The following is a 19,619-nucleotide window of genomic DNA, read 5'->3' on the forward strand; positions in this document are numbered from 1 at the left end:
CACGGTCGCCGGGGGACATCGCAGGTGGGCGGTCAGCGGCCGACCGCGTACCCCTGCATGCCGCGCGGATTGGCGGCGGCCGACAGCACTCCGGTCTCCGGGTCGCGGGCGACGGCGCACATGCGCCCTTCGGACCACGGGTCGCCGACCGTGACGTCGTGGCCGCGGCGGCGCAGCTCCTCGATGACCTCCGGGTCCATTCCCTCCTCGACGGTCATGCTGCCGGGCCTCATTCCCCGGGGGAAGAAGGAGCCGGGGAAGCTGTCGTTGTGCCAGTTCGGGGCGTCGATGGCGCCCTGCAGGTCGAGACCGCCGCGGACCTCGGAGCGCAGGGCGACGGCGAGGAAGAAGTGGAGCTGCCACTGGTCCTGCTGATCGCCGCCCGGCGTGCCGAACGCCATGACCGGGACGCCGTCGCGGAGCGCGAGGGACGGGGTCAGGGTGGTCCGGGGACGGCGGCCCGGGGTGAGGGAGTTGGGCAGCCCCTCGTCGAGCCAGGCCATCTGGAGGCGGGTGCCGAGCGGGAAGCCGAGCTCGGGCACGACCGGGTTGGACTGGAGCCAGCCACCGCTGGGGGTGGCGGAGACCATGTTGCCCCAGCGGTCGACGACGTCGAGGTGGCAGGTGTCGCCGCGGGTCGCGCCGTCCTTGGCGACGGTCGGCTCGCCCGCGCCGGCGGCCGGTATGCCCATGGCGTCGAAGCCGGACTCGCCGGATGCGACGGCGTGGGCGTGGGCGCTGAGGACGGGGGTACGGCCCCCGGGGCTGCCGGGGCGCAGCTCGCACGAGGCCTCGGCGGTGACGAGGTCGCGGCGTGCCGCGTTGTACGGCTCGGAGAGGAGCACGTCGAGGGGGACCTCGGCGGCGTCGCCGTACCAGGCCTCGCGGTCGGCCATGGCGAGCTTGCAGCCCTCGACGAGGAGGTGGACGTAGTCGGCGGAGCCGTAGGCGGGCAGCTCGGCCGGCAGCAGGGCGAGCTGCTGGAGGAAGGCGGGGCCCTGGCTCCAGCCGCCCGCCTTGGCCAGGGTCCAGCCGTTCCAGTCGTACGTGGCCGGGGCCTCGTAGGACGCGGACCAGCCGGCCAGGTCGGCGGCGGTGAGGGTGCCCGTGTGGTGGGCGCCGCTGGTGTCCAGGGTGGGTACGGCGGCCTGGCGGACGAGCGCCTCGGCGATGAAGCCCTCGCTCCAGACCTTCCGGGCGGCCTCGATCTGTGCGACGCGGTCGTCGCCGCCGGTCTCCTCGGCCTCGGTCTGCAGGCGCCGCCAGGTCGCGGCGAGTGCGGGGTTGCGGAACAGCTCACCGGGCCTGGGGGACTTTCCACCGGGCAGGTACACCTCGGCGGACGACTGCCATGCGTTCTCGAACAGCTCGCGGACCGTCTCGACGGTCTGCCCGATCCGCTCGACCGGTGCGTGGCCGTCCTCGGCGTAGCCGATCGCGTACCGCAGCACCTCGGCGAGCGTCTTGGTGCCGTGGTCGCGCAGGAGCAGCATCCAGGCGTCGAACGCGCCGGGCACTGCGGCCGCGAGGGGCCCGGTCCCGGGAACGAGCTCGAGGCCGAGCCCGCGGTAGTGGTCGATGGTCGCCGCCGCGGGCGCCGGGCCCTGACCGCACAGGACCTGTACGTCGCCGTCCCTGGGCGCCAGGATCATCGGCACCTCACCGGCGGGCCCGTTGAGGTGCGGTTCGACGACGTGCAGGACGAATCCGGCGGCGACGGCCGCGTCGTAGGCGTTGCCGCCGTCCTCCAGGACTGCCATCGCGGACTGCGAGGCGAGCCAGTGGGTGGAGGACACCATGCCGAATGTGCCCTGGAGGGTGGGCCTGGTGGTGAACACGGGATAGGGCTCCTTGGTGCGGTGGTGCTGTGAGGTGCGCTGTTCGGATCGTAGGGACGACGCGTCAGGATGCCGCGGCCGGGGCCACGGCATCAGGGGCAGCCGCGTCCGGGGCAGCCCCGTCGTCGTCGACGAGGTGGCAGGAGACCTGGCGCCCGCCGGGCAGCTCGCGCAGCACGGGGACCTCGGTGCGGCACCGGTCGGTGGCGAGCGGGCAACGGGTGTGGAAGCGGCAGCCGGGCGGCGGGTCCAGCGGGCTGGGCAGCTCGCCGTGGAGAACGATGCGCCGGCGGGAGCGCTGGTCGACCGGGTCCGGGACGGGAGCGGCGGAGAGCAGCGCCTGGGTGTAGGGGTGCTTGGGCGCGGCGAACAGTTCGGCGGTCGGGGCCTGCTCGACGATCTGGCCGAGGTACATCACCGCGATCCGGTCGGCGAGGAACTCGACGGCTGCCAGGTCGTGGGTGATGAAGAGGCAGCCGAAACCGCGGTCGCGCTGGAGGTCGGCGAGGAGGTTGAGGACGGAGGCCTGGACGGAGACGTCCAGGGCCGATGTCGGCTCGTCGGCGACGACCAGGTCGGGGTCGCAGGAGAGCGCGCGGGCGATCGAGATGCGCTGGCGCTGCCCGCCGGAGAGTTCGTGCGGATGCCGGTCGGCGTGTTCGGGGCGCAGGCCGACCTGGGCGAGGAGCTCCTCGACCCGGGCGCGCACGGCGGGCCCGCGGGCCTGCCGGTTCAGTCTCAGCGGTTCGGCGATGATCTGGCCGATGGTCATGCGGGGGTCGAGCGAGGACGACGGGTCCTGGAAGACCAGGTGGAAGTCCTTGCGCAGTGGCCGCAGGGCCCGGCGGGAGAGGTGGGTGATGTCGGTGCCGTTGATGCGGACGCTGCCGCCGGTGGGTTCGTCGAGGCGTACGGCGCAGCGGCCCACGGTCGACTTGCCGCTGCCCGACTCGCCGACGAGGCCGACGACCTCACCGCGGCCGATGGTGATGGAGACGCCGTCGACGGCGCGGACGGTACCGCCGCCGGAGGCACCGAAGTGCCGTTCCATGGCCTCGATCTCGAGCACCGGCCCCTGGGGGCGGGGCGCGTTCTCGTCGTCGCTCCCGCGCGGTGCGGGGACGGTCTGCGCTGTGGTCACTTTCCGGCCTCCTGGGTGGTTCGCGCGGTCTCGCCGGCGGCGGCCGGGGCTCCGGCCTCTCCGGCCGGGTCCGCGGTGTGCGGGTGCCAGCAGGCGGCCCTGTGCGCCGCGTCGGCGCCCGCCTGAAGGTCGATGGCCGTGAGGCCGGGCCGGGACGAGGTGCAGGTGTCGTCGGCCCGGGCGCAGCGCGGCGCGAACGTGCAGGCGTCGGGCTGGGTGTCGAGGCTGGGAACCAGTCCGGGGATCTCGGGGAGCCGCCGCTTGCCCTCGCCGCCGGGCCGCAGTACGGCGCCGAGCAGACCCCGGGTGTAAGGGTGGCGTCCCGAGCCGAACAGATCGTGGACCGGGGCCTGTTCGACGCCCCGTCCCGCGTACATCACGAGCACCCGGTCGGCGGCGTCCGCCACCACACCGAGGTCGTGCGTGACCAGGACGATGGCGGTGCCGAGCCGCTCGCGCAGCGACTGCAGGACCTCCAGGATCCCGGCCTGCACGGTCACGTCCAGCGCCGTCGTCGGCTCGTCCGCGATGAGTACCGCCGGGTCGCAGGCCACGGCGATCGCGATCATCACGCGCTGGCGCATGCCGCCGGAGAGCTGGTGCGGGTATTCGTCGATGCGGCGCGACGGGGCCGGGATGCCGACGAGTTCGAGGAGTTCCACGGCACGCGCCCTGGCCTCCTTCTTGCTCAGCCCCTGGTGCCTGCGGACCACCTCGCCGATCTGCCGCCCGATGGTGAGGACCGGGTTCAGCGAGGTCATCGGCTCCTGGAAGATCATCGCGATGTCCTTGCCGCGGACCTTCTGGAGCTCCTTCTCGGATGCCCCGACCAGCTCACGGCCGCCGAGCCGTATCGAGCCGCCGATGTGCGCGGTGGGCGGCAGCAGCCCCATCACGGCCATCGAGGTCACGGACTTGCCGCAGCCCGACTCCCCCACCACGGCGAGGACTTCGCCGGGGGCCAGGTCGTAGGAGACCCCGTCGACGGCGTGCACGGTGCGGGAGTCGGAGCGGAAGGACACCGACAGGTCGCGCACGCTCAGGATGGGTTCGCGCACGGGTGTTCCGGTCATCGGGTTCCTCCACGGGGGTCGAGGACGTCACGCAGCCCGTCGCCGAGCAGATTGAAGGCCAGCGTCGCCGCGACGATCGCCAGGCCGGGGAAGACCGCCAGCCAGGGGGCCGGGGCCAGGAAGGACTGGGCGCCGGACAGCATCACGCCGAGTGAGGGGTCGGGCGGCTGGACACCGAGGCCCAGGAAGCTGAGCAGTGCCTCGCCGATGATCGCGGCGGGGATGCCGACGGTCGCCTGGACGATCAGGGCGGAGGTGGCGTTGGGCAGGATGTGCCGGAAGAGCACGGTGGCGTCGCCGCCGCCGTTGGCGATGGCCGCCGCCACGTAGTCGACGTGCTTGAGCCGCAGTGTCTCGGCGCGGGTGATGCGGATGACCGCGGGGATCTGCGAGATGCCGATCGCGAGGGTCGCGTTGGTCAGCGACGGGCCGAGGATGGCGGCGAGCCCGACGGCGAGCACCAGGAACGGGAACGCCAGCATCGTGTCGGTGAGCCGGGAGATCGCACCGTCGGCGAACTTTCCGTAGTAGCCGCCGATGAGCCCGAGCGGTACGCCGATGACGAACGCCAGCACGACGGCGACGAGACCGACCTGCATGGAGGCCCGTGCGCCGAACACGATGCGGGACAGCTGGTCACGGCCGAGGTCGTCGGTGCCGAGCCAGTGGGCCCCGCCGGGTTCCGCGAGTACGTTGCCGAAGTCGGGCTGCGAGGGGTCGTACGGGGCGATGAGCGGGGCGAACAGTGCGACCAGGATGAAGACGGCCGCGATGATCCCGCCGGTGAGGGCGAGCCGGTTCTTCCGCAGGGCCCGCAGCCGTCCGCCGCCGGCACGCCGCCCGGTGACCTTCGGCGTGGCGGGGAGCGATGGGGTAACTGTGGTCACCGGGCACCTCCGAGCCGGATGCGCGGGTCGATGACCGAATAGATCACGTCGACCAGCAGGTTGATGAGGATGTACGCGGCCGAGGTGCAGAGCACCACGGCCTGCAGCGTCGCGTAGTCACGGGTGAAGACGGCGTCGATGGTGAGCTTGCCGAACCCGGGCAGGACGAAGATCTGCTCGGTGACGACGGCCCCCGAGATCAGATGGCCGAGCTGCAGGCCCAGGACGGTGACCACGGTGACGAGGGAGTTGCGCAGGGCGTGACCGCCGATGACCTCGCGCCGGGAGAGGCCCTTGGCACGTGCCGTACGGACGTAGTCGGCGGACAGCGAGTCGAGCATCGCGGCCCGGGTCTGCCGCATCACGACGGCGGCGAGCCCTGACCCGAGGACGATCGCGGGGAGCACCATGCGGCGCAGGTTGTCGACCGGGTCGGTGCCGAAGGGGACGTAACCCGAGGCGGCGAAGACGGGGACGGCGATGGCGAGTCCGAGGACGAGCACGATGCCGAGCCAGAAGGTCGGGACGGAGAGGCCGATCAGCGCGATGGCGTTGGCCAGCCACTCCTCCGGCCTGCCGCGGCGGACCGCGGCGACCACTCCGGCGCCGATGCCGACGACGACCGCGAGGAGGAGGGAGAGCGCGGCGAGTTCCAGGGTGACGGGCAGTGCCTGGGCGATGGCGTCGCCCACGGGGAGTCCGGTACGGGAGGAGGTCCCGAGGTCGCCGGTGAGCGCGTGGCCGATGAACCGGGCGTACTGGACGACGATGTTGTCGTTCAGTCCGTAGCTCTCGCGGATCGCGGCGAGCGCCTCCGGGCTGCGTTCCTCACCGGCGAGGGCGAGTGCCGGGTCTCCGGGCAGCGCCCGGATCCCCGCGAAGACGACCATGCTGACGAGGAAGAGGGTGATCAGGGACTGGCGCAGGCGCGTCAGCAAGTACTTGGTCATCGTGTGTACCCCGCAGTCGTGACGCGCACCAGTCCGTCGCCGTAGACGCGGATGCCCGCGACGTTCTTGTTGGCGACGACGTAGTTCTTCTGCCGGTAGAGGTAGATCAACGCGTGGGCGTCCTGGACCTTGCGGGTCAGTTCGTCGTAGATGCCTGCGCGCTCGGCAGGGTCCGCGACGGAGCGGCCTTCGGCGATGAGTTCGTCGATCTCCGGGTCGCCCAGACCGTAGGCGTTCATCGCGCCCGCGGTCTTGAGGAAGTTGGAGACGTTGCCGTCCGGGTCGAGCCGGCCGGACCAGCCGCTGGTGAAGACGTCGTACTTCCCGGCGTCCGTCTCGGCCAGCATCGTGGCGTACTCGGTGGGCCGCAGGGAGAGTTCGAAGCCCGCCTCCTTGACCATGGCCTGGAGGACCTGACCGACGCGCCCCTGTTCCGGGGTGGTGGAGGTCTTCAGTTCGACCTTGACGGGGGTCTTCACCCCCGCCTCCTCGAGCAGCTTCTTCGCCTTGGCGACGTCGCGCTCGGGGCAGTCCTGCGGCGGTACGCCGGGGGCGATGGCGGACTGCGGGGAGATCGGGCCGCAGGCCGGTTCGTACATGCCCTGGAAGACGACCTTGTTGATCAGTTCGCGGTCGATGGCGAGCTCGAGGGCCTCCCGTACCCGGACGTCACGGCCGAGGGGGGTATCGATCTTGCCGGGCTTCTCGCCGAGGCCCTTGACGTTGCCGACGTTGAGGCCGATGCCCTGGTAGCCGAGCGAGGGCGAGTTGAAGAGCTGCAGCTTGGGCTCGGTGAGTGCGCTCCGCACGTCGACCGGGGCCATCTGGTCGCCGATCTGCAGGTCGCCGGAGCGCAGATTGGCCAGCCGGACGTTGCCGTCGGGGATGGGCTTGTAGACGACTTTGTCGAGGTGCACCTTGGCGGCGTCGTAGTAGTGGGGGTCCTTCTCCAGGACGATCCGGTCGCCGCCGACCCGCTCGACGAAGCGGAAGGGGCCGACGCAGGACGGGTGGTTGGTGAAGCTCTTCCCGTACTTCTTGAGCGCGGTCGGCGACATCACCATCCCGGCGCGGTCGGCGAGCACTCCGGTGAGCGGGACGTAGGGATGGTCGAGCACGATCCGTACGGTGTGCGGACCGGTGGCCTCGATGGTGCGCGCCGGAGCGAGCTCCGTACCGCGCGCCGAGCCGGGGAGATCGCGGTGGCGCAGCAGTGAGGTGACCACGGCGTCGGCGTCGAGTGCCGTTCCGTCGCTGAAGGTGAGGCCGGACCGCACCTGGACCGTGACCGTGAGGCCGTCGGCCGAGGTGGTGGGCAGGGCCGCGGCGAGCTGCGGCACGAGGGTGCCGTCCTCGTCGATGTCGTAGAGCTTCTCGCACATGCCCGCGAAGACGGTGCGGCCCACGAGCGTCTGGGCGAGCGTGGGGTCGAGCTTGTCGGGATCCGAGTTGAGAGCCACCGTGATGGTCCCGCCGTCGCGCACGGACCGATCATCGGTCTTCCGTACACCGCCGACCTCGGTCGCCGAGGACTGCAGCGAAGCGCAGCCCGAGGTCAGGAACACCAGGGCAACCGCCACCATGGCAACCGCTTTTCGGCGCACGAAGGCCTACCTCCTGCCAGGAGTGATCAAAGGAATATCGCAGACCGTATTTCGCATACAGTCCGCAGTGCAAGGGGGTCTCCCACATAGCGGACGGATATTTCTGACGATCGGGTAACTGAGCGGGCAGGTCGCCCAGGGATGCGCGGATTGCCTGAACTGTGCAGGTGGGAGCTGGTCACCCGCCGCTTTCGGATGCGCCGGCCCGGGATGACGTCCGGTGAAAGTCAGGTACCTGACAAGCAATGCGTGGTGGCTGCACACATGCGGGAGCGGGCCTCCGGGGCTTCCCCGGGCCGGCCGGAGCCGGAGCACGGGGAAGCGACGGGACCCGCTGTCCGCACGCCTCGTTCTATCGCGAGGCCTTGGACCGCCACAGCAGCCAGCCGAAGTACGGGGCTCCGATCACCGCCGTGACGACGCCCACGGAGATCTGCGCGGGCGCGATGACCGTACGGCCGACGGTGTCGGCGACGACCACCAGCAGGGATCCCATCAGGGCGGCCACCGGAAGCACCCGCCCGTGACGCTGCCCCACCAGGGCGCGCGCCGCGTGCGGTGCCACCAGTCCGACGAAACCGATCACGCCTACCGCGGCCACCGCGGCCGCGGTGAGGACGACGGCGATACCGAGCAGCCCGAGCCGTGCCCTGCCGAGCCGGATCCCGAGCAGCCTCGGGGTGTCGGCGTCCAGACCGATGAGGTCGAGCTCCCGGCGTCTGACGGCGAGAACCGGCAGTGACACGGCGAGCGCCGCAAGGACGGGAAGGACCTCGGGGAACGTGCGCCCGTAGGTCGAGCCCGAGAGCCAGACGAGCGCCTTGGTCCCGTTGTACGGGTCGGTGAGCACGATCATCAGACTGACCAGCGCCGCCGTACCCGCGGAGACACCGATACCGATGAGCACCAGCCGGTCCTGCTCGAGTCCGCCCCGTGCCGCGAGTCCGAAGACCAGCGCCGCGGCGGCTGCCGCCCCGGCGAGCGCCGATCCGCTGATGAGCCAGAAGCTCGCGAGCGGGACGACGGTCAGGGTGATGACGGCGCCGACTCCCGCTCCCCCGACGACCCCGAGGATGCCCGGTTCGGCGAGCGGGTTCCGTGAGACGGCCTGCACCACCGTTCCCGCGGTCGCCAGCGCGGCACCGGCGAGCAGTGCCGCGGCGATACGCGGCATGCGGGTGTCGAGTACGAAGGTGACGAGCCTCCCGGAACGGCCGGTGAGCCAGTTCCCCACGTCGCCGAGCAGCAGGGGGGCGTCGCCGAGGAGGGTCGCCGCGACGACCGCGAGGACGAGGGCGGTGCTCACCACCGTGAGGGTGAGGACGAACGCGCGTCGGCTGCGCAGCCGGGCGAAGGCCGCCTCGGGACCGGTGGATCCGCCTCCCCGGGACCGGTGGGCGAGGAGGACGAGCACCACGGCGCCGAAGAAGCTCGTCACGATGCCGGTCGGCACGGACGCGCCCGCCTGGGCACCGAATACGGCGCGCAGCAGCACATCGGCTCCGAGCACGACGAGGACGCCCGCCACCGCCGAAGCCGGGATGAAGGCGCGGTGCCGGACGAGTGCGGGCACCTTGGCGCCGACCAGCCGGACGATCGCGGGCGCGCAGAGTCCGACGAACCCGATGGGTCCGGCGACGGTGACGGAGACGGCGGAGAGAACCACGGCCAGGACGACGGCCGTTGCCCGCGTGAGACGCGGGTTGACGCCGACCGCGACGGCACCGTCGTCGCCGAGTGCGAGGATGTCGAGCCGCCGGCCGAGCACGACCAGCCCGATCAGCGCGAGGAGCGCGACCGGGGCGAGCCGGTCGATCGCCTGCATGCCGATCTGTGCGAGGGAGCCGTTGCCCCAGGCGTAGAGACCGGTGGTCTGCTGGGCGCGCAGCAGGAGGAGCATGTGGCTCAGACCGCCGAGCCCGAGGGTGAGTGCCGATCCGGCGAGTACGAGCCGGGTGGTTCCCGCTCCGGCGCGGGCGAGTCCCAGCACGATCCCGGCGGCCACGAGTCCGCCGATCAGGGCCGTGCCGCCGGCCGGGAGCGGCGGCAGGCTGATGCCGAACGCGGCGACGGCGACGACCGCGAAGTAGGCGCCGGCGTTCACGGCGAGCGTGTCGGGCGAGGCCAGCACGTTGCGGGACACCGACTGCAGTACGGCTCCTGCCGCGCCCAGGGCGCAGCCGACGACCAGCCCCGCGGCGAGCCGCGGCAGCCGGGATGCCACCAGTACGGCGTCCGCCTGGTGGGTCCCGTCGGTGTCGGTCCACAGGGTGGCGAGGGCGCCCCACAGGGTGCGCAGTCCGACGGGTGCCGTGCCCTGGCTGATGTGCACGACCGCCAGGGCGAGCAGGGCGGTCAGCGCCCCGAGCGCGAGGAGGAAGAGGGGCCCACGGCGGGCGGGCCGCCCGGCCCCGACGGACGACGCGTCCTCCGTCGGGGCGGTCGACGACGCCGGCTCGGCCTTCGTCGTAAGGGTGCTCACGTTCACTTGGTCAGTGCGTCCACAAGCGCGTCGACGTACTGCGTCATCGACGCCGTGCCACCGAACATCCAGATGCCGTCGGGCAGTCGGTGGACGTCGCCGTTCTTCACGAAGGGCAGCGACTTCCACACGGCGTTGTCCTTGAGGCCGTCGGCGAACGGGTCGGCGGTGTCCGCGCTGTTCGTGATGTAGACGAACTGGGCGTCGCCGATCTTCGTGAGGCCCTCGACGTCCGTGGCGGCCAGGCCGTAGCCCTCGTCGCCCTTCATGGACCAGGGGCTGACCAGGCCGAGTTCGGTGTTGATGTCGGTGAGCAGTGCTCCCTTCACGTACGGGCGCACCGAGACCTGGCTCCCTTCCTTCCAGCCGTCGGCGAAGGCGACCTCCTCGCCGCCGAGGCCGGCGGTGGCGAGCTCCTTCTTGCCCTCGGCGAGCTTCTTGCGGAAGGCGGCGATCTCCGTCTTTGCCTTGTCCTCGGTCCCGGTGGCCTCGGCGATGAGGTTGACGTTGTCGGTCATCTGGTCGATCTGCCGACTGGCGTCCGCCGCCTTCACCACGATGAGCGGGGCCACCTTGGAGAGCTGCTTGACGGCGGCGTCCGGCAGGTCGGTCGTCGCGACGATGAGGTCGGGCTTCAGGGCGGCGACGGTGTCGACGCTGGGTTCGCCGCGGGTGCCTATGTCCTTGACGTCGCCGGTCAGCGGCGCCGCGGTGTCGTAGGCCCGGTAGCCCTTCACGTCGGCGACGCCGACCGGGTCGATGCCCAGCGTGATGAGCGATTCGACGACGTTCCACTCGGTGCCGACAACACGCTTGGCGGGCCCGTCCAGCTTCACCTTCGTGCCGCGTGCGTCGGTGACGGTCAGCGTGGAGTCGGAGGCGGACGCCTCCTTGGGCGCCTCGGTGGTGCCGCAGCCGACGAGGGTCAGCGCCGCGGTGCCGGCGATCACAGGCCATGCCCAGTGCTTGGTCGTCATGAGGAGTTCAGGGCCTTTCGAGCCGAAGGTGGTGTCTTCCCACCGCGCGGGTGCGGGGGATGCCCGTCGAAGGGTCGGGTTCGACCTCGATACGGATGCCGTAGGTGTCGGTCAGGAGCCCGGGTTCGTAGACCTGGGCGGGGGTTCCGGCGGCGGCGACGCGTCCGGAGGACAGCAGGACGACCTGGTCCGCCACTGCGGCTGCCTGGTCCAGGTCGTGCAGGACGACCCCGATCGTCACGCCGTGCGTGTCGGCGAGGCTCCGGATGAGGTCCAGGATCTCCACCTGGTAGCGCAGGTCGAGATAGGTCGTCGGTTCGTCGAGCAGCAGCACGTCGGTGTCCTGCGCCAGGCAGCAGGCGAACCAGACACGTTGCAGCTGGCCGCCGGAGAGACTCTCGACGCCGCGGTCGGCGAGATCGGTGACGTTCGTGACGGCCAGGGCGTGCTCGATGAGCCGCGCCCCGTCCGGGTCGCTCCCCCGCACACGGCTGCGGTACGGATGCCGTCCGAAGCCCACCACTTCGCGGACGCTGAGGCCGGCCGGGGTCGTACGGCTCTGCGCGAGCAACGTGACGCGCCGGGCGAAATCGGTGCGCGAGAGGGCGAGGGCGTCGACCGGGTCGTCGTCGGCGCCGACGGTCACACTCCCGGTGCGGGCCCGGTGCAGGCGCGCGACGGCACGCAACAGGGTGGACTTCCCACTCCCGTTCGGGCCGATCAGCGCGGTGACCTGCCCTCGCGGAAGACGGAGGTCCGCCGCGTGTACGACGTCGACGCCGTCGTAGGCGACCGTGACTCCCGTGGCGGCGAGGCCGGACGGGGCAGCGGTACCCCCGGCGGGAACGCCGGGGTCTGCCACGGCGCGGGGAGGCGGTGGCGATTCTTCTCGGTCGGGTGCAGTCACGATCACCCGGCAGAGGTTAGTCTAACCTAACTTGAAGGCGAAATTCGGCCCCACGGATGGCCCTGTGGCTGGAAACGGACCATCACCCTGCCGCGGTCGGCAGACTGTTCCACCAGCATCGGAAACCGGGCCCCGGATCACGAACCCGCAGGAGCCGCACCCCCTCGAAGCGCGGCGCAGGTTCGGCTCGGTGGGGCGGAGTCGGCGAACGACGGGGAGAATTGATACTGCGTCACCATCCGTGCCTGCAGGGGCCGGAGCCAAATGGCTCGCTCAGGCATGAAGAGCCCGGAGGTGCTGGTGGCAGCACCGGCCACCGGACACCCACTTCGAGTCCGGTTCGTCGACGCCCGCCGCCTCGGCGTATCCCTGGGGCCCCACCGCCGGTTCCGTCCGGCGCCTTGGCCACGGACGGTGTCCTCCAGGTCCGTCATGGCCCCGTTTGCCCTCAGTTGCCACTCGATGCCGTTTCCCGGCCCAGCCTGTCGACGGGCCTTACGACCTGTCAGCGCGGCCGTCCGGGAGCGTCGGCACCCTCAGGGAGGAAAGCTTCCCCAAACCCCCCACCCACCTCCCGGATGAACGCACGGCTCGAATCCCGGCGTTCGACCCGCGACCCTCGAGCGTCGGCCCGCGCACCTTTCCCGGACCCCCGAACGAGTGAATGAGGGCTTTCGAACCCCGAGATTCAAGACCCGAGCGCCGCAAGGGCGACCGCACCACCACGACGGGATCGCAGTGGACTCGACCACACGTGATCTCCCTCGTCCACGGCCTGAGCCGCTAGGAGGCCCAAGACCTCGACGCCGCACCCGTCGAGGCTGGCCGCCTCCCGGGGCCAGGCATCGATCCGGAGCCCGAATGCCCAGGTCGGCCCAGCCGCCCGCACGAATGAGGGGGCCGTCGTATTCGACGGCCCCCGTTCGGGGTGACCAGCAGCGCAGGGCGGCCGCGATGTCGCTGCCGTGTGCGCCGCTTCAGGCCCGGTGGATCCAGAGGTGCCGGTCCCGGACAACGGGACCGCGTCAACTAGCTCGCGTAGGTCTCGAACTCGGCGACCTTCGGCGTTCCGGTCGAGCCGGTGATCTCGAAGGTGATCTTGCTCAGCGAGGTGCTGGGAACCGCGATGGCGCCCGCGCCGGTACCGGACTTCAGGACCGCACCGGTGTCGCCGTTGAGGACCCTCCAGGATCCGATGCTGCCCGCGGAGCCGGATGCCTCCCGGATGTTGATGCGGGCCACGGTGGTGGCGGAGGACCACTTGACCGAGACGGAACCGGTCGAGCCCGCCGGCGACCAGAAGGTGCTCAGGTTGCCGTCACGCACGTTGCCGAAGCTCGTCCCACTGGCCTTGCTGGAACCGTCGGCGCCGGCGCCGATGCTGAGGTTGGTCCCGCTGGGCTGGGTCGGGTCAGGCGTGGGGGTGGTGGGGTCGGGAGTGGGGGTGGTGGGGTCCGGCGTGGGAGTGGTCGGGGTCGGCGACGGGTTCTGCGGCGTGCAGCTTCCGTCCGACACCTTCAGGCCCTTGTTGGCCCCTGCCGTCTGGCCGACGACGCTCGGCACGCAGTTGGCCGCGTCGAGGCTGAAGGAGTAGGGGATGCTGACCGTGGTCGTGGACTGCACGTTGGGCCCGGCGGGCTTGGTGTCGGTACCGGGGGCGGACCATGTCACGTTGTCGAAGATGTTCCCGGCGACCTGCCAGTAGCCGGCCGCGTCGGTGTAGAAGGTGCCCAGGACGTCCTTGGAGTCCTTGAAGTAGTTGTTGTCCACCTTGGCGCGAGCCCCGGCACGGGAGTTGATCCCGGACTCGTTGAGCTTCAGGTAGTAGTTGTTGTACATGTGGGCGATGCCGCCGCGCAGCAGGGGCGCACGGGAGTCGATGTTCTCGTACAGGTTGTGGTGGTAGGTCACAAAGCCGTTGGAGAGCTCGGTCTCGCTGGACCCGATGAGGCCTCCGCGGCCGGAGTTCCGCAAGGTGCTGTAGGACAGCGTCACGTACTGGGTGTTGTCCTTCATGTCGAAGAGGCCGTCGTAACCCTCCGACTCACCGCCCGATGCCTCAAGGGTGGTGTGGTCGACCCAGACGTTGCGGACGTCGCTCTCCATGCCGATGGCGTCACCGCCGTTGGACGTGGGCGAGCCCGACTTCTTGACGTTCTTGACGGTCACGTTCTGGATGATGATGTTGCTGGACTGGCGAATGTGGATGCCCAGCTGGTCGAAGACGGCTCCGCTGCCGACGCCGACGATCGAGACGTTGCTGATCTGCTTGAGCTCGATGACGCCGTCGGCCGTGTTGCAGCTGTCGCCCGACACCTTGGCGGTGTTGCCGTGGTTGATCGTGCCCTCGACCTGGATGACGATCGGGGTGCTGGCGCTGGCCCGGCCGCACAGGGCCTGATGGATCGCGGTGCCCGTGGTGGCACGCACGGTCTGCCCGCCGGCCCCGCCTGTGGTCCCACCGTTCTGGCTCGCGTAGCCGGTGGCGCTGCCGGTCACTGCCGCGGATGCCGAGGGCATCGCCACAACCACACCGGCCGCGGCGGCCAGGGCCGTCGTGGCGAGCGCCGCAGAAAGTCGCAGTGCGACTGGTCGTCTCATGTCCGTCTCCCGATTCGTCTTCGAACTCTGGGTGTTGGTACTTGTACGGTGGTCATATTCATGAACGTCCGAGACTGCGTCCTGCCACTGGGCAGTCCCTCGTCGGTCCGATTGCGGGCGCCCTCCCCGTCGCGGCCGGGCCGACAGTTCCGCCGCACAGGTACCGGCCCATGCGAAAGTCGCGGTCGATGCCATGGAAACCACATCAACCGGAACGAGGCTCGCGAACGAGGAAAGCGCTTTCTGTCCGCGAGGATAGGGCCGTCCACGGCGGGCTGACAAGGTTCTTGTCACATGCGGAATGCGTCGCGCCACGCTTCGGGCGACACCGCCGCCCCACCCGGCCACCGCTCCGGAGAAGCTGTTCCCGCCGCCCGGCACTCCAGCCGCAGGTCTTCCCGGCCGACGCACACCGGACGGACCGATCGCCTCGGGAGAGAAATCGCCGAGGTTCACAAGGGTAGTCATCGTTCGAGGACATGAACTTTGTGTTATCGCCGGACCCCTCGGGACCGCGAGCCGGCTCGCGAGGGTCCGATTCCCGACACCCGGCACTCTCCTCGGTGTTGAGCTGGTGGGCGGAGCTGTTCGGACGAAACCGCGTCCGCACGACGCATGGCGCGGACAAACCGGCCGGAAGCGGAGTTCAGGTCCGGCACCTACGAGTGGAGAGTCGGCCCGGGCACCCTGAGACCTCCCGGCCTCAACGCAGACCGCCCCGGCAGGCGGGTGCCTGCCGGGGCGGTGCTTGCGCTTCCAGGAAACTTCCCGGAGCGCGGTGACGGGATCTAGCCCAGGGTCGCGATGGCCTGGTTGAAGGTGGCCGACGGACGCATGACGGCCGCGGCCTTCGCCGGGTCGGGCTGGTAGTAGCCGCCGATGTCGACCGGCGAGCCCTGCACGGCGATCAGCTCGTCGACGATTGTCCGCTCCTGCTCGGCCAGCGTCTTGGCCAGCGTCGAGAACGCTTCGGCGAGCTTGGCGTCCGCGGTCTGCTGCGCCAGCTCCTGGGCCCAGTAGAGCGCCAGATAGAAGTGGCTGCCGCGGTTGTCGATGCCGCCGAGCCTGCGGCTGGGCGACTTGTCCTCGTTGAGGAACGTGGCCGTCGCACGGTCCAGCGTGTCCGCGAGGACCTGGGCGCGGGCGTTGTCCGTGGTCTGCGCGAGGTGCTCGAAGCTGACCGCGAGGGCGAGGAACTCGCCCAGGCTGTCCCAGCGCAGGTAGTTCTCCTTGACGAGCTGCTGGACGTGCTTCGGGGCGGAGCCGCCGGCGCCCGTCTCGAACAGTCCGCCGCCGTTCATGAGCGGAACGACGGAGAGCATCTTCGCGCTGGTTCCCAGCTCGAGGATCGGGAAGAGGTCGGTGAGGTAGTCACGCAGCACGTTGCCGGTGACCGACACGGTGTCCTCGCCGCGGCGGATGCGCTCCAGGGAGAACGCGGTGGCCTTCACCGGCGACATGATCTCGATCTGCAGACCGTCGGTGTCGTGGTCGGCAAGGTACGTGCGGACCTTCTCGATGAGCTTGGCGTCGTGCGCGCGGTCCTCGTCGAGCCAGAACACGGCCGGGTTGCCGGTCGCACGGGCGCGGCTGACGGCGAGCTTGACCCAGTCCTGGATCGGCAGGTCCTTGGCCTGGCACATCCGGAAGATGTCACCGGCGCCGACGGCCTGCTCCAGCACCGCGTTGCCGGCGGCGTCCAGGACGCGCACCGTACCCGTGGTGGGGATCTCGAAGGTCTTGTCGTGGCTGCCGTACTCCTCGGCCTTCTGCGCCATGAGGCCGACGTTGGACACCGAGCCCATCGTGGCCGGGTCGTAGGCGCCGTTCGCACGGCAGTCGTCGATGACGACCTGGTAGACGCCCGCGTAGCTGCTGTCAGGCAGGACGGCGAGGGTGTCGGCCTCCTGGCCGTCCGGACCCCACATGTGACCGGAGGTGCGGATCATGGCCGGCATGGAGGCGTCGACGATCACGTCGCTGGGGACGTGCAGGTTGGTGATGCCCTTGTCGGAGTCGACCATCGCCAGGGCGGGGCCCTCGGCGAGCTCGGCCTCGAAGGACGCCTTGATCTTCGCGCCCTCGGGCAGGGCCTCCAGGCCCTTGAGGATGCCGCCGAGACCGTCGTTCGGGGTCAGGCCGGCCGCGGCGAGCGCCTCGCCGAACTCGGCGAACGTCTTCGGGAAGAACGCACGCACCACGTGACCGAAGATGATCGGGTCGGAGACCTTCATCATCGTGGCCTTGAGGTGCACGGAGAACAGCACGCCCTCGGCCTTGGCCTTGGCGATCTGCGCGGTGAAGAACTCGCGCAGCGCGGCCACCCGCATCACGGCTGCGTCGACGACCTCGCCCGCCAGGACGGGTACCGAGTCGCGCAGGACGGTGGTGGTGCCGTCGTCGCCCACGAGCTCGATGCGCAGGGTGCCGGGCTCGGCGATGACGGCGGACTTCTCGGTGGACCGGAAGTCGTCGACGCCCATGGTGGCGACGTTCGTCTTCGAGTCGGCCGTCCAGGCGCCCATGCGGTGCGGGTGCGCCTTCGCGTAGTTCTTGACCGAGGCGGGGGCCCTGCGGTCGGAGTTGCCCTCACGCAGGACGGGGTTGACCGCGCTGCCCTTGATCTTGTCGTAGCGCGCGCGGACGTCCTTGTCCGCGTCGGTCTTCGCGTCGTCCGGGTAGTCCGGCAGCGCGTAGCCCTGCTTCTGCAGCTCCGCGATCGCGGCCTTCAGCTGCGGGATCGACGCCGAGACGTTCGGCAGCTTGATGATGTTGGCGCCGGGAGCCTTGGCCAGCTCGCCGAGCTCGGCGAGTGCGTCATCGATACGCTGACCGGCCTCGAGGTGCTCCGGGAAGCTGGCGATGATCCGGCCCGCCAGGGAGATGTCGCGGCTCTCCACCGTGACCCCTGCGGTCGAGGCGTAGGCCTCGACGACGGGCAGGAACGAGTAGGTCGCCAGGGCAGGGGCCTCGTCGGTGTGCGTATAGATGATGGTCGAGTCAGTCACCGGGTGCTCCGCTCCACGTCTGCAACATTGCTTGATATCAAGATATCTCGTGCCCGCCCCCCTCTCCACAGGGGCCCGCCCTCGTTTTCGGCCGGAACCGGTCAGTCGCGTCCGGCCGCGGAGGGGGCGGACCCCTGCGCCCCTGGCGGCCTGCGCGCCTCGACCAGCCCCGACTCGTACGCGAAGACGACCAGCTGTGCCCGGTCGCGGGCGCCCAGTTTGATCATGGCGCGGCTGATGTGGGTCTTGGCCGTGAACGGGCTGATCACCATGTGGGCGGCGATCTCCTCGTTGGTCAGCCCCCGGGCGGCAAGGGCGGTGACCTCTCTCTCGCGGCGGGTGAGGGCCTCGAGGCCCGGAGCGGTGGCACGGTCCGGGGGCCGGGAGACGAACGCGCCGATGAGCCGGCGGGTGATGGCGGGCGACAAGAGGGCGTCGCCGCGGGCCGCGACCTCGATGGCCCGCAGGAGTTCGGCCGGTTCTGTGTCCTTGAGCAGGAATCCGGCGGCCCCGGCGCGCAGGGCGTCGAAGACGTACTCGTCGAGGCCGTAGTTCGTCAGGATGACGACGTGCACAGCGGCCAGCAGGGGGTCGGCGGCGATCTCGCGAGTCGCCTCGATGCCGGTCATCACGGGCATCTGTACGTCGATGAGTGCCACGTCCGGGGTGTACCGGCGGACCAGCTCGACGCCCCGCCGCCCGTCGGCGGCCTCCCCGACGACCTCGATGCCGTCCTCGGCCTCCAGCAGGGCCCGGAACCCGGCACGCATGAGGGCCTGGTCGTCGACGATCAGCACGCGGATCATCCTGTGGACTCCCCTGACACCCCGGACACCCTCGACTCCCCCGGCATCCCGGGCGACAGGGGCAGCTCGGCACGTACCGAGAAGCCTCCGTGCGCGCCCGGCGCGGCCTCGAGGGTGCCGCCGAGCGCGGTGACGCGCTCCCGCATGCCTGTCAGCCCGGTGCCCGGAGTGATCCGGTCGCCGGGCAGGCACGGCCCCCGGTCGTCGACGCGGAGGGCGAGCGTCGAGTCCGTGTAGAGGAGACGGACGGTGGTCTCGGCGCGGTCCGCGTGCCGGGCCACGTTGGTCAGGGCCTCCTGCACGATGCGGTACGCGGCTCCGCCGACATCGGCGGAAGAGGCCGTTCGACGCCGTCGACGGTGACCACGAGCGCGATGCCCGCGGCCCGCGCCCGTTCGGCCAGCTCGTCGATGCGGTCCAGCCCCGTGCCGGGGTCGAGCACGTCCGTGCGCAGCACCTCCAGCGTCGAGCGGAGTTCCCGCATCGCCTCGCCGCTGGCCTCCTGGATGGCGAGCAGGGCGGGCTCCACCTCGGTGCCGCGTTTGCGGGCGAGATGCACGGCAACGCCCGCCTGGAGCTTGACGATCGAGATCGAGTGGGTCAGCGAGTCGTGCAACTCCCGTGCGATGCGCAGCCGTTCTTCCCCGGCACGACGCAACGCGGTCTCCTCGCGGGTTCGTTCGGCGTCGAGTGCCCGCTGTTCGGTCTGGCGCAGGTAGGCCTGCCAGTTCTTGTCGATGAGGCCGGTGACCCCCGCGCAGAGGAACCAGCCCAGCAGGAGCAGCGTCCGCTCGACGGTGTCCTGGACTCCCGGTACGGCGACGATCAGCACCACGAAGTAGCCGAGGAGGAACAGGGCCCCGGCCCCGACCGCCTCCGCCCGGTGTCCGCCGCGCGCGGCGGCGTGGACGGCGACCACGACAGGCAGCGCCACCCAGCTGCCCGGGTGGGCGTGGAGGACGTACGCGAACATGCTCAGGGTGGTCACGGCCAGCACCGTGCGGGGTGCCCGGCGGTGTGCGGCGAGGGCCAGGGAGCCGGCCGCGACGAGCAGCAGGTCCAGGCCGTCCGGCGAGGACGCCGCCCAGGCCGCCGCGGTCACGGCAGCACCGATCACCGCGGCACCTGCCGTGTCCAGCAGGAGTGCCCGCCGGTCGATGTCCCCCCGCACCTGCATGAGCCGCACCCTAACTCCCGTACGGGTGCGGGCGCGTCGTCCTCCGGGACGGGTTCCGGGCTGCTCCCCGGGGAGTAGTGGGGTCGCCCACCCGTCGGGCCGGCGCAGCCCGGACCGCCTTCCGCCGTACGACGACGGGAGGGGGTGGCGGGGACGAGCATCGTCGCC

At 70.8% G+C, this 19,619-nt stretch carries 12 protein-coding genes and 1 pseudogene; all 13 read right to left on the reverse strand.

Features of this window, described 5'->3' with window-relative positions; translation table 11 throughout:
- Positions 1–32: 32 nt before the first annotated feature.
- The 13 genes and pseudogenes from OG844_RS16030 to OG844_RS16090 all read right to left on the reverse strand — a co-directional run bounded on the left by OG844_RS16030 (position 33) and on the right by OG844_RS16090 (position 19,451).
- Complete coding sequence (locus tag OG844_RS16030; protein WP_406390883.1) at positions 33–1,838, reverse strand: gamma-glutamyltransferase family protein; 1,806 nt, start codon at positions 1,836–1,838, stop codon at positions 33–35.
- A gap of 64 nt (positions 1,839–1,902) precedes the next feature.
- Positions 1,903–2,889, reverse strand: a complete 987-nt coding sequence (locus tag OG844_RS16035; RefSeq protein ID WP_406396155.1) for an ABC transporter ATP-binding protein — start codon at positions 2,887–2,889, stop codon at positions 1,903–1,905.
- Positions 2,890–2,975: 86 nt separating this feature from the next.
- Positions 2,976–4,052, reverse strand: a complete 1,077-nt coding sequence (locus OG844_RS16040) for an ABC transporter ATP-binding protein (RefSeq protein WP_406390885.1) — start codon at positions 4,050–4,052, stop codon at positions 2,976–2,978.
- On the reverse strand, positions 4,049–4,939 hold the full coding sequence (locus tag OG844_RS16045) for an ABC transporter permease (RefSeq protein WP_406390887.1): 891 nt from the start codon (positions 4,937–4,939) through the stop codon (positions 4,049–4,051). Before OG844_RS16045 ends, OG844_RS16040 begins: the two co-directional genes overlap by 4 nt.
- Entirely contained in the window at positions 4,936–5,889 is a 954-nt protein-coding gene (locus OG844_RS16050; RefSeq protein ID WP_406390889.1) for an ABC transporter permease, read from the reverse strand. The genes OG844_RS16045 and OG844_RS16050 overlap by 4 nt, the downstream gene beginning before the upstream one ends.
- Positions 5,886–7,493, reverse strand: coding sequence for an ABC transporter substrate-binding protein (locus OG844_RS16055; protein ID WP_406390891.1), 1,608 nt, complete (start codon positions 7,491–7,493; stop codon positions 5,886–5,888). The genes OG844_RS16050 and OG844_RS16055 overlap by 4 nt, the downstream gene beginning before the upstream one ends.
- Positions 7,494–7,845: 352 nt before the next feature.
- Positions 7,846–9,975 carry an iron ABC transporter permease gene (locus OG844_RS16060; protein ID WP_406390893.1) on the reverse strand — a complete coding sequence of 710 codons (2,130 nt, stop codon included), beginning with the start codon at positions 9,973–9,975 and terminating at the stop codon, positions 7,846–7,848.
- 2 nt (positions 9,976–9,977) lie between these two features.
- Entirely contained in the window at positions 9,978–10,952 is a 975-nt protein-coding gene (locus OG844_RS16065; protein WP_406390895.1) for an ABC transporter substrate-binding protein, read from the reverse strand.
- A gap of 7 nt (positions 10,953–10,959) precedes the next feature.
- Complete coding sequence (locus tag OG844_RS16070; protein ID WP_406396156.1) at positions 10,960–11,862, reverse strand: ABC transporter ATP-binding protein; 903 nt, start codon at positions 11,860–11,862, stop codon at positions 10,960–10,962.
- Positions 11,863–12,888: 1,026 nt separating this feature from the next.
- Positions 12,889–14,460, reverse strand: coding sequence for a polysaccharide lyase family 1 protein (locus OG844_RS16075; protein ID WP_406390896.1), 1,572 nt, complete (start codon positions 14,458–14,460; stop codon positions 12,889–12,891).
- 788 nt (positions 14,461–15,248) lie between these two features.
- Positions 15,249–17,468 carry an NADP-dependent isocitrate dehydrogenase gene (locus OG844_RS16080; RefSeq protein WP_406390897.1) on the reverse strand — a complete coding sequence of 740 codons (2,220 nt, stop codon included), beginning with the start codon at positions 17,466–17,468 and terminating at the stop codon, positions 15,249–15,251.
- Between the two features lie 101 nt (positions 17,469–17,569).
- Positions 17,570–18,274, reverse strand: coding sequence for a response regulator (locus OG844_RS16085; RefSeq protein WP_406390899.1), 705 nt, complete (start codon positions 18,272–18,274; stop codon positions 17,570–17,572).
- Positions 18,271–19,451, reverse strand: a pseudogene (locus OG844_RS16090) (sensor histidine kinase). The gene OG844_RS16085 and the pseudogene OG844_RS16090 overlap by 4 nt, the downstream one beginning before the upstream one ends.
- Positions 19,452–19,619 lie beyond the last annotated feature (168 nt).

The organism is Streptomyces sp. NBC_00887, assembly GCF_045207585.1.